The sequence below is a fragment of the Aeoliella fuhlenseeensis genome (assembly GCF_052161615.1).
Classification (GTDB): domain Bacteria; phylum Planctomycetota; class Planctomycetia; order Pirellulales; family Lacipirellulaceae; genus Aeoliella.
In genome coordinates this window covers 3,341,986-3,352,887 of sequence record NZ_CP197417.1, presented here as the reverse complement: position 1 = coordinate 3,352,887, position 10,902 = coordinate 3,341,986, and the positions used below count along the sequence as shown (strand labels likewise).

Genomic DNA, 10,902 nt, shown 5'->3' with positions numbered 1-10,902 from the left:
AGCTCGCGCGAGAACTACTCTTCGTCGAAGCGAATCTCGAGAATCTCAAACCGGTTCACCCCCGCCGGCACTTCGATCTCGGCCTTCTGGCCAACCTTCTTGCCAACGAGGCCCTGGCCCAGCGGACTGGCGACGTTGATCTTGCCCGCGTCGAAATCCTCGTCCCCTTCGCCGACCAGCGTGAACTCTTCCTTGTCGCCGAAGTCGAGGTCTTTCACCACCACCGTGCAGCCAAAGACCACTTCGTCTTTGGGCAGCTTCGAGGTGTCGACGATGTCCGCTCGCTTCAGTTTGTCCTTCAGCAGATTGATCTTCGCTTGCAGCAGGCCCTGCGATTCACGAGCACCGTGGTACTCAGCGTTTTCCTTCAGGTCGCCTTCGGCCCGCGCTTCCGCAATCCGCTTCTCGATTTCGGGCATTACCTCGTTCTCGAAATGGTCGAGCTCGACCTTGATCTTTTCGTAGCCCTGACGGGTCATGGGAACGCGGCCGCTCATCTTCGAACTCCTACAGCGAAAGCAATTACGGCCCAGCTTCGAAGCCGGGCCTTATGAGTTATAGCAACCGTAAAACCAGACGCCCTAGCGAGTGCCGCACAGCCGTCGGTTGGTCAAGCAGTACAAAACCAAAGACGGGCACCCTCGGCGGGAACCCGTCTTTTGTGCCTTCATTGTGCCGGCGGGGCGGGCGAATGTAAACCCCTTTTCGGAGGACGGGAAGCTCCTGGTAGCCGGATTCGCAAGAATTCGGAAAGCCAAGGAAGCGGGCCCGAAATCTTGCGAGTCCGGCTACTAGAAATCCTGCGCTGGCAGCATCACTCCGGCAAATACAACAACCGCCCACATGCCTTGCAGAATGTCGGCCGGTGCATGGCGAGCTCGTTCTGCATGTTCGGCGTGATCTTTTGGCCGCAACCAATGCAGACGCTGTCTTCCACTTCGCTCATTCCGTCGGCACCTTTGACCTTCACCACGCGGTCGTAGTCGTTGCGGAAGTCGGCGGGCAAGTTCTTCTCAGCCGCAACGAGTTCCGCTTCTAGCCGAGCGATGTCGGCTCGTATCGAGTCGGCGGTCGCGGCAATATTGGCTTCGATCTTCGCCGCTTCGTCTTGCGTAGCCTTCAGGTCCGATTCGGCCGAGGCGACGTGTTCGCCCATCCTGTCGATGCGATCGAGGCTCTCGAGAATCTCATCCGACAGGACGCTGTTGGCCATTTCCGCCGCGGCGATCTGCTCTTTGAGCGCCTGGAACTCCTTGTTGCTGCTCGCCAGATTCAGCTTCATTCCCCAATCCACCAGCCGCTGCTCGGAAGTCTTCAGATCGAGCTGCTGCCGGTCGGCCTTCATCCGGGCCTGCTTCTGGGCTTCACGGGCCTTGTCGAGGTCGGCCTGCCGAGCCGCTACGTTCTCGCGGCGGATGGCGATTTGCCTTGGACCGCGTTCGAGCCGATCGCGAAGCTCAGTGAGTTGGATGTGCAGTCGGTGAAGCGTGCGGAGCGAGTCTGCGGAGAGGGCCATAGCGCGCCTGGGCTGCGAGGTCGTAGGATTTAGGAAAAGAACTACTACCTTTATCCCGCCTAGCTGCAAACTTGCCAAGGGGTGCAGCAGAATCGACCCATTCGGCCGCTCTTCCGATTCCGCTAGTGTTTCTGTCGGCGAGACTGTGCTACAATCCGCAACTAGGAATGAGGCAATTAGGTAGTCGCTCCGCGGAACTAACGTTGGAGGCTGCCATGAGGGTTCGCAATTGGAGTCAGCGATGGCTCCCACTTTTCTTACTCGCGGGAATTCTGTCAGTCGCCACGCCCGCTGTGGCTACTCCATTGCACGGCAACTATTTAGCCGTACTCCGGAATGATGCCTCGCACACCCAGCAGAGCAGGAAATCTATTGGTGATTTCCCTTCTGTCGATACCTTCGGGTCCGCCCACCTGGCGAACGAGCAATCGGACGAAGAACTTTCTTCGCAGTTTGCGGTGAAAGGGACGGGCCAGGAGTTTGGCGTTCAACTGAGCGTCGACGCCGGCCAGCGAGCGAATGACTCGATGGCCTGGGCGACGCTCGAATTGAGCGTGCAGGACAACATATCGATTCTAGATGAGAATGGCGCGCCGCTAGACTTGCGGCGCCGGCCGCCCCTGGAAGCTCTCGTTTTTCATGTCTCCTTTGGTGGTACCGTGAGTTTTCGGCCTGCCGATAGCCCTCTGACGGATCAAAGCGGGCAATCGCTCGTGGTGGGCGACGTCCAGGTGAGCTTTTCTCCGGGCAGCTCGGGATACAATCAGCAACAACAGTTGAGCCTAAGTACCCGAGATATTCCGCTAGGGTTACCACCCGATTCCGAACATACATTGAATGTCGGGCAGCTACTGACTCCATCCTCTCTAGCTCAGCTGTTAGGAGGGAGTCGTCTGCGCTACCAGTGGAGATTTAGCGCCCGCACACTAGCCAGCAGCGGAGCCATCTCCATCGACGCGCCCGATTTCTTCAGAATCGATGCCATCACCTTCCGGGATGGAACCACTCCAGAGTCGCATGGATTCTCACTTCGATTTCAATCCGGGCTACCTTCGCCTAACCTCCGAGTTCCAGAACCCTCGACAGTGGTGCTTCTAATTGGAAGTGTGCTCGCTACTTACGGCATCCGTCGTTACCGCGCGGTGGCACACGCTTTCGCTGGATAACAGCAAAAAAAATCGACCGCGGGAGAAAATCTCCCACGGTCGATCTGTATTTCACTTTTCCCAAATAGCCGACGAGCTACGTCTCGTCGGACCAATCGCGATTAAGCCGCCACCGGCAGCTGCGGCACAAAGCTCGACAGCATTTGGCTGCGAACAGGGTGCTGCAACTTGGCGACCGCCTTGGCTTCGATCTGGCGGACGCGTTCGCGAGTCACCTTGAAGATCCGGCCGACTTCTTCCAGCGTGTAGCTGTAGCCGTCGTGCAGGCCGTAACGCAGGCGGATGATTTCCCGCTCGCGGAACGTGAGCGTCTTCAGCAGCTCTTCGATCTGATCGCGAAGCAGGCCATTGTTCGCCAGCTTGTGGGGGCTTTCGGTGTGCTGATCTTCGACGAACTCGCCGAAGCTGCAATCCTCGCCATCGCCAATCGGACGGTCGAGGCTCACCGGGTGACGGCCGATGTCCATGACGCGTTCGGTTTCTTCCACCGGTACTTCGGCAGCAGCGGCGATTTCTTCAATGGAAGGTTCGCGGCCCAGCGTCTGCTGCAGCGCCTTCGCCGTGTTGCGGAGCTTGGTCAGCACGTCGATCATGTGCACCGGAATGCGGATCGTGCGGGCTTGGTCGGCAATCGCACGGGTGATCGCCTGGCGAATCCACCACGTGGCGTAGGTGCTGAACTTAAAGCCCCGGCGGTATTCGTACTTATCGACCGCACGCATCAGGCCCGTGTTGCCTTCTTGGATCAGGTCCAGGAAGCTCAAACCGCGATTGCGATATTTCTTGGCAATCGAAACCACCAGACGCAGGTTGCCACTCGACAGTTCACGCTTGACGTTTTCGAACGCCTTGAACTGAGCTTTGAGCATCGCGACACGGCGGCGAAGCGTCGACGGGCTTTCGAGCACGTTCGACAGGAGAGCCTTCAGCTCGGCCTTCACCGAAGCAATCTTTTCGCTCGGTGCATCTTGGGCACGCAGGTCGCGAATTTGATCTCGCACCATGTCGATCCGGCGGCTGAATTGCTCCAGCTCCTTGATCAACGGTTGCACCCGGCGAGTACGCAGGCTCAGTTCTTCGACCAGCACCAGCATCTTCTCGCGACGACGAATGAACCGACGGCGGATCACTTGGCGATCTTCGTCCGACAGCGACTTGGTGGTCAGCTTCGCGAAGTCGGCCTTCTGCGACTGCATCAAGCTACGCAGCGTCGGCAGGTTCGCCGGCATGCGGGCCTGAACTTGCTCCTTAGTCAGGTGCTCCGTGAGCGACACCTTGATCGTACGGTCAAACGGCAACTCGCCAGCTTGAACACGCTCGAGAATCTTTACCGTGGCTTCGAGGGCGACGAACGAACGCAGCAGGTTGCGGCGGAACTGCTTGCGAGTGAGTTCAATCTTCTTCGCCAGTGCGATTTCTTCTTCACGCGAGAGTAGCGGAATCTCCGCCATCTGCGACAAGTACATGCGAATCGGGTCGCTCGTGTACTGCGGCATCGCATCGGCGAGGGCCTTCGCACGGTCTTCGCTGCCGCGCACGGGGGCATCGTCGACGGTCGGGAACTTGCGAGTCGTGGGATCGTCGATCAACTCGACACCCATCGCATCGAGGGCCGACAACAAGCTGTCGACGGGGCCGGTGCCGTAGGTTTCGTCCGGCAGGTAGCTAGAGACTTGGTCGTAAGTAAGAAAACCCTGCTCTTTGGCGAGGGTAAGCAGCGTACGGAGGGTATGGGGGGCCGCTGGGGTCATCGTCGGGCTCCTTGCGTGCATCCTGCACACAGTAGGGGGGAAGTGACGTGTGGCGTGCCTGAGCATTGCGTAGCGGGCGGCTCAGGCGGCCATTCACCGGTCAATCACTCTATCCATCCGTGGAGAGAGACCCTGACTGCCGGCGTTTCAAGTTGTCGAAGACTTTGCTAAGCAGTTCCTCTTCTGCGTGGGGGTCGAGTTGTCCTTCGCGAAGGTTCGCAATGGCGGTTCGACGATTGTGTTGCTCGTTTTGTTTGCGATAGTGGTCCACCAAATCGCTGAGTCGCTGGGCGTGGTCGCTTTCGTTCTTTTCGCCGGCTGACTCGTCGAGGTCGATGAGCAACTTTTGTTGTCGCTCGCTGCTGGCCAAGGCCATCAGTCGCTCGAAGGTAACCGGTTGGTGAGCGATGTGCAACCGGTGGCACTGCTCGAACAACCAACGCGCTGGACGACTCTCCATTGCCTCTAACGGAATGGTATTGAAGATTGGAACCACCATCGCTCCATCCGACAATACCAGTTCGAAAATTTCTCGCTCCCATCGTGATAGCATTGCTATCGCGTTCTCGGCGGGAGCTTCTGTTTCTTCTTCGCCAACGGTGTGCGTCAAGCGCGTCGAACCACGCCGCAAGGTCTTGAGCCGTTCACGCAGGTCCTCGTCGCGCAAGTGAAATCGCCTCGCCATGCGCCCCAGCACCTGTTGCTCACGTACGAGTGCCGCCGAGCTCGTCCCCTGCGTTCCAACATCGACTTTCGCGAGCACCGCGAGTATTTCTTCTACCGCCTGCGCCGCAATGTGCGTCGGTGGATTGGGACCCACGCGTCGCTCAACCAGCCACAGCTTGTGCTCCAGCGCATCGCGAGCCGTAAGCAGCAAAGCGTCCCACGCCTCGCGACCATTGGCCTTGAGGTAGTCGCACGGATCGAGGCCTTCGGGCAGCGTCAGAATGCGGAGGTCGACCTGATTGGTGACAAAGAGTTCGAGCACTTCGCTCGTCCGTTTCTGGCCCGCCTCGTCGCCATCGAGCACCAAAACGACTTGATCCGTGAATCGTCGGAGTAGCTTTAAATGCCTCTCACCGAGCGCCGTACCACAGCACGCCACCGCGTTCGTCACGCCGTGTTGGTGGGCCATGATCACGTCGGTGTAGCCCTCCATCACGACGATGTTACCCCGCTCGGCCACCGCTTCGCGGGCCATGTCGAGGGCGTAGAGTTGATCGCTCTTGCTATAGAGCGGGGTCTCCGGCGAGTTCACGTACTTCGCAGATCGCTCCTCGGCGAACTGAGGCAGCACCCGCCCACCAAACGCAATCGGGCGGCTGCGAACATCGCGAATCGGAAAGATTAACCGCCCCCGGAAGCGATCGTAGTAGCCACCCCCTTCGCGTACTCCAGCGAGACCGACACGCTCTAGCACCGCGGGCGAGAACTTGGTGCCCCGCGCGGCGCGGACCATCCACTCCCAATCAGGCGCGGCGAAACCAATTTGAAACCGCTCGCGCATCGCGTCGTTGATGCCACGATCGTTTAAGTATTCCAGCACGGTCGCCGAGTGAGGGGACTCGTGCAGATGCCGATGGAACAATGCCGCCGCCCACTCGAGCGCGGCGAGCTGCGTCCGTTTGTCGCCGGGGCTACCGGGTTCGGTCTTGGGGACACCAGTCGAAGTGAGCACTATGCCGGCACGTTCGGCGAGCATCTCCAGTGCTTCGCGGAACTCCAGTCGTTCCATCCGCATCAGGAAGCTGAACACGTCGCCGCCGATGTCGCACACCCAGCACTTGAACGTCTGCCGATCGGGATTGATTTGCAAGCTGGGACGCGAGTCGTCGTGCCACGGGCAGTTGGCCACGTAGTTGCGACCCTGGCGACGAAGCTGCAAGTAGCCGCCGACCAGATCGACGATGTCGACCGCCTGGCGTACCTGCTCTTTCGCGTCGTGGCCCGCTCCAAAATCCAAGGAAGTTCGTCCGTGCAAAGAATCAATGGGAAACCGTTCGGGCTCGTAGCGTACGAGGCTCTCGAAAGGCCTAGCGCATGCGGAGTCGAGATCCTTCAGTCGCTTAGGCTCCCTCAGGATGACAGTTTCCGGCCGGCGGGAAAAGGTACCGCGTTACTGGTTCAAGCGTTCCAGTCGAGGGGCGGCGCCGACCGTAACTTCCAAGTCCATTTCCACCGGCTCGTTACGAACCAGCCGGCAGATTTTCATCTGCGCCTTGGAACCGACCGGCGAGTCGGCGATTGCCTGCGTGAGCAGGAACGGGTCGCTCGCGTTGTGCGTGTTCCACGTAAGGATCACGTCGCCACGCTGAAGGCCCGCGCGGGCCGCCGGCGTGTAGGGCGAGACCGTCGCCGCCAGAACCCCTTCGCCCGGTTCGAGAGCCATGCGGGTCCGCAGAACGTCGCTCACAGGTTGTGGCGAAACACCCAGATAGCCCCGCTCGATCCAACCATCGGACTTCAGCCGCTCGTAAGTTACCTTGGCGAGGTTGCTCGGGATCGCCAGGCTGATGCCCTGATACACCTGTCCTACGATCGCCGTGTTGATGCCGACGACCTTGCCGTCGAGATTCACCAGGGGACCACCGCTGTTGCCCGGATTCACGGCGACATCGGTTTGCAGGAACTCCTGGAACGGATTGCTCTCGAAGCCATTCACGGTCCGCTGCGACAAAGTGCGGCGCTGCTTGGCGCTAACAATGCCAAACGTCACCGTATGGTCGAGGCCAAACGGACTACCGAGTGCCCACACCAGGTCGCCGACTTCGAGCTTATCGCTATCGCCCCACTCGGCGGCGATCAGGTCGGGCTTGTTGATTTTGATGAGCGCCAGGTCGATTCGCATGTCGCCACCGACCACCACGGGCTCGGTATCGACACGACCGTCGGCCAGGATCACGTGCAACCCCGTGGCTCCTTCAAGCACGTGGTAATTCGTGATGATGTAGCCTTCCTTGTCCACAATCACGCCCGACCCTTGGCCCTCGGTGCCTTGGATGTCGGCGCGGTGGATGCTCACCACGCTGGGCGAGGCCCGCTTGGCGACGAGGCGCGAGGCCAGGACCAAGTCGTTAAGATCGGCACGGACGCGCGTGAGCTGCGTGCTCGCAACGTCGACCTCGGCTTGCATTCGCGCACGTGTGTCGGCGTACCGGAAGCGACCCAGCAGGTGAGGACCTGCGAGAATCACCACCAGGACGCCAAGTAGCGCCACGAGCAGGCGGAGGGATCGGTTACTAGCGGCGTGATCGACGTATTCGCGTCGATCGATCACCACATTTTCAGACGAGGGATCGTAGGGCAGTTGGCTGGACATAGGCGGCATTTGGGGGCAGAGGACAGAATGCTGCGCTTCAGCTATGTGGATGCATTATAGCGGCTCGCTGCCCGCGATGCGAATTCCTGGCGCAGCCCTGCGAAAAAAGACCGAATAATCCTTACCACCCGCGCAAACTGGGGGCCTTAGGCAGTAGCTCGACCCTGCCATGTGTGCGGTTTGGGGCATTCCCGAGCTAGGGTTATCTAAGCACTTTCGTCGGCCCCCCGCGGGCCGCATCGCCTTTTCCGCAATCCACGGCTCGCGCGCATGTCCACTTACGACTCACTACAAGACAGCAACACAGCGGTCCTGACTCCTCCCCAGGAGGCCAAAGCCACTGAAAACGTGGGGCCTTGCTGCTCGAACTGCGAGACCCCCATGCCCAAAGGGCAGATGGTGTGCCAGTGCTGCGGGTTCTATCCAACGATGGGCATCTTTGTGGATGTCGATTCGGAGTGGGAGCGATTTTCGAATCCCGAAGCAGCCCCGCCCAAAGTCCGTCGCAACCCGGTCGAGGAGTTCTTCTCCGCTGTGCCGGGCTGGGCATGGACACTTATGGCGACCAACTTGACGATCGTCGCCCTGTGCATCGCCGGTAAGATTCTGATTCCGTCGACCTCCGTCGTGTTCGAATTCTGGGGGGTGTGGCAGTTGACCCTCGGTCTCGCGGCCTTTGAAATCCTGCACGTGACTTGCTTCTTCATGACCGCGACGGGCGACGCGACGATCTCGCTGATCGACTTTATCGTCAACCCGATGAAGGCCTGGTTCAAAACGTTCGCCCGCCTTCCGAAACGGCAGTGGCTGGTCATTGGTGCCTCGAACGCCCTGATGCTCGCCCTCACCGCGGCGGTCATCGTGGGAGGCATCCAGTGGGACCGCCTTTGGGATTGGGGTATCGCCCCGCCTGCCAAGTCGAGCCTCGTTTCGGCAATCGCTTCGGCGGCTGCCAATGGCCCCACGAACGGCAAAGACCTTGAAGGGTCGGTGCAAGACTTCGCTGGGCAGGCGGGCGACGTCGACGACTCGGCCAACAAGAAGCCTGACGGGCCCAAGGAGCCCCCGCGGACGAAGACCGATTGCCTCGTCATCGGTTTCGAGCTGAACTCCATGGACCAAGTCGCCAAGTTGTACCTGGCCCATGAAACGGCGGGGCGGCTGGTGTACGCGGGCACGGTCACTCCGCAGCTCGACGACGAACAAGCAAAGCTGCTCAGGTCCAAGCTCATAGCGGCTCGCACGGCGACACCGCTCTTGAAGATCACGGCCTCGGCCACTTGGGTCAAACCTCGCTTCCCGTGCCGGGTCTCCTACACGGTTCAAACGCGCGAAGGCAAACTGCGGAACATCCAGTTCGAAGAGCTGCTGCCCGAAATCAGTATCCCCTGGTGACCAAGTGGGGAACAAAAAAACGGAAGAGCCAGGGGCGCGAAATCGCGCGGCGATTGGTAAGCTTCTGGCATGAGCGCCGAGCCTCCAATCAAACCAACCCGCCGTCGGCCGCGGTACTTCCCGTCGCCCGAGCACGCCACGCCCGAAGGGGCCGTGGTAATGGGGGGCGACTTGAACCCCGAGCTGCTGCTCGACGCTTATTCGCATGGCATCTTCCCGTGGCCCCATAGCGACGACGAGCCAATAGTTTGGTGGTCGCTCGATCCACGAGCGATTATCGAGTTCGCCAACTTCCGCCCCTCGCGACGAGCGCTTCGGCGTCTGCGGTCCGGGCAGTACACGGCGACAATCGACACCGATTTCCGTGGAGTCATGCAAGGTTGTGCCGATGGTCCCGGCCGCGAAGGGGGCACCTGGATCACGCCGAACATGATCCGCGGCTACACTCGCTTGCATCGACTGGGGCACGCCCATAGCGTAGAGATTCGTCACGAAGGAAACTTGGTGGGTGGAGTTTATGGGGTGAGTGTAGGCGGGTTGTTTGCAGCGGAGAGCATGTTCCACCGCGAGCGCGACGCCTCTACGTGTGCGCTAGCCGTGCTCATTGCGCATCTCAAAGCCCGCGGTTACGGCCTGCTCGACGTGCAGCAGTGGACTTCGCACACGGGTCATCTCGGTGCAAGCGATATCCCTCGCGAAGAATACCTCGACCGCTTGGCGATCCAGGTCAATCGGCCTGTGACGTTCGGATTGAAGCTAGAAGGCGATCCGCTTCAGTTTCGCTAGTTCACCGCTTCGATTTCGCTCTTCTCGCAGAGCGACTCCACTACTTCACCCAGCTCCGCTAGACGGTCGCCGCTCCACCATTCGAGGAATAGTTCGCTCTTCTCGGCGAACTGAGCGTGTTCTTCTTGCTCAAGTTCCTTGAGCATCTTTTGCTCCTTGCGTGCGGTCGAAGACTCACGCCAGCCGGCGAGCTTCTCCGCGGCGACGGCGTGGTCTTGCAGATCGCCGAGTTTCGCTTGCATGTTCTTCACGAGCGGATAGAGCTGTTTGCGAGCCGAGCCTGGCAACCCACCGTCCAGCAGTTCGATCGCGTAGCGGAAACGCTTGGTGGCGATGCGGAAGTCATGTAGTTGAACCGCGTCAGGTTCCTCGCCCGGCGTAGCGTCGCGGAACTCGCACCACACGTGCCACAGTTCCTGCTTCGCCCATTCACCAAACGTTATCTTACGAAGTTTCTTCTCCGCGTGACTGCTAGTCGACTCGACGAGCTTCGCCACTTGCTTGCGAAGTCGTTGCTTCTCGAGCAACGGAGTCGCACACTCGATGATCGGCGCTTGCGCCGATTCGCGGAGTTCGGCGAGTCGTTCGGCGAACTTCGCTGCCACGGGATTGTCGATCTCTTGAAATCGCAATAAGTAAACATCCAAGTCGCGGGCGTCGCCCATGCTCGCGCGAACGGCTTTGAGCGTGGTTCGCAGCTTCTTGCGTTTCTTTGGTGGCAAGAAGTCGCGGTAGCGATCCAGTGCCGCGGTGGCCCGCCGCGTCGCGACGCGTGCGGCGTGGACGTACTCGACCTGCTCGTCCGCCAAGTGCGCGGCGAGCGGCAGCGAGTGAATCACGTCGCCCAGTCGTAGTTTCAAAGCACGCGTTACCACCTCGCTCATTGGCGTTGTGGTGGAGACTTCGGAAACCCATTTGTCGGCGGCTGGCATGATGTCATTCTAGTTGCAGGCCCGCCTTGGGGCGCGA

The 10,902-nt window shown here is 60.1% G+C and carries 9 protein-coding genes; 3 read left to right on the top strand and 6 right to left on the bottom strand.

The genetic code is table 11. The features are described from left to right. Positions 1-14: 14 nt before the first annotated feature. Together greA and SH292x_RS13250 are read right to left on the bottom strand one after the other, a co-directional pair. A complete protein-coding gene (gene greA / locus SH292x_RS13255) occupies positions 15-497 on the bottom strand; it encodes a transcription elongation factor GreA (protein ID WP_442481486.1) in 483 nt (160 codons plus the stop codon). 317 nt (positions 498-814) lie between these two features. Continuing rightward, entirely contained in the window at positions 815-1,516 is a 702-nt protein-coding gene (locus SH292x_RS13250; RefSeq protein ID WP_442481485.1) for a zinc ribbon domain-containing protein, read from the bottom strand. A 305-nt stretch (positions 1,517-1,821) separates the two neighbouring features. On the opposite strand from SH292x_RS13250, the gene SH292x_RS13245 reads away from it, so the two are divergent. Then, complete coding sequence (locus SH292x_RS13245) at positions 1,822-2,682, top strand: PEP-CTERM sorting domain-containing protein (protein WP_442481484.1); 861 nt, start codon at positions 1,822-1,824, stop codon at positions 2,680-2,682. 101 nt (positions 2,683-2,783) lie between these two features. On the opposite strand, the gene SH292x_RS13240 is transcribed toward SH292x_RS13245, so the two are convergent. From SH292x_RS13240 to SH292x_RS13230, 3 genes are all read right to left on the bottom strand, one after another. Further along, on the bottom strand, positions 2,784-4,433 hold the full coding sequence (locus tag SH292x_RS13240) for a sigma-70 family RNA polymerase sigma factor (protein WP_442481483.1): 1,650 nt from the start codon (positions 4,431-4,433) through the stop codon (positions 2,784-2,786). Positions 4,434-4,542: 109 nt separating this feature from the next. Beyond that, on the bottom strand, positions 4,543-6,396 hold the full coding sequence (dnaG, locus tag SH292x_RS13235; protein WP_442481482.1) for a DNA primase: 1,854 nt from the start codon (positions 6,394-6,396) through the stop codon (positions 4,543-4,545). 153 nt (positions 6,397-6,549) lie between these two features. Further along, positions 6,550-7,752, bottom strand: a complete 1,203-nt coding sequence (locus SH292x_RS13230; RefSeq protein ID WP_442481481.1) for a S1C family serine protease — start codon at positions 7,750-7,752, stop codon at positions 6,550-6,552. Positions 7,753-8,022: 270 nt separating this feature from the next. Here SH292x_RS13230 and SH292x_RS13225 point away from each other — a divergent pair, with 270 nt between their 5' ends. Further along, a complete protein-coding gene (locus SH292x_RS13225) occupies positions 8,023-9,147 on the top strand; it encodes a hypothetical protein (RefSeq protein WP_442481480.1) in 1,125 nt (374 codons plus the stop codon). 69 nt (positions 9,148-9,216) lie between these two features. Next, a complete protein-coding gene (aat, locus tag SH292x_RS13220; protein ID WP_442481479.1) occupies positions 9,217-9,933 on the top strand; it encodes a leucyl/phenylalanyl-tRNA--protein transferase in 717 nt (238 codons plus the stop codon). Here the strand turns inward: aat and SH292x_RS13215 are convergent. Next, entirely contained in the window at positions 9,930-10,865 is a 936-nt protein-coding gene (locus SH292x_RS13215; RefSeq protein ID WP_442481478.1) for a CHAD domain-containing protein, read from the bottom strand. The two genes, aat and SH292x_RS13215, sit on opposite strands and share 4 nt — an antisense overlap. Positions 10,866-10,902: the final 37 nt, after the last annotated feature.

What these genes read in the sequence shown, in the direction of transcription:
- greA (WP_442481486.1), bottom strand. Translation starts at nt 497, where the DNA reads ATGAGCGGCCGCGTTCCCATGACCCGTCAGGGCTACGAAAAGATCAAG.
- SH292x_RS13250 (WP_442481485.1), bottom strand. Translation starts at nt 1,516, where the DNA reads ATGGCCCTCTCCGCAGACTCGCTCCGCACGCTTCACCGACTGCACATC.
- SH292x_RS13240 (WP_442481483.1), bottom strand. Translation starts at nt 4,433, where the DNA reads ATGACCCCAGCGGCCCCCCATACCCTCCGTACGCTGCTTACCCTCGCC.
- SH292x_RS13230 (WP_442481481.1), bottom strand. Translation starts at nt 7,752, where the DNA reads ATGTCCAGCCAACTGCCCTACGATCCCTCGTCTGAAAATGTGGTGATC.
- SH292x_RS13225 (WP_442481480.1), top strand. Translation starts at nt 8,023, where the DNA reads ATGTCCACTTACGACTCACTACAAGACAGCAACACAGCGGTCCTGACT.
- aat (WP_442481479.1), top strand. Translation starts at nt 9,217, where the DNA reads ATGAGCGCCGAGCCTCCAATCAAACCAACCCGCCGTCGGCCGCGGTAC.
- SH292x_RS13215 (WP_442481478.1), bottom strand. Translation starts at nt 10,865, where the DNA reads ATGCCAGCCGCCGACAAATGGGTTTCCGAAGTCTCCACCACAACGCCA.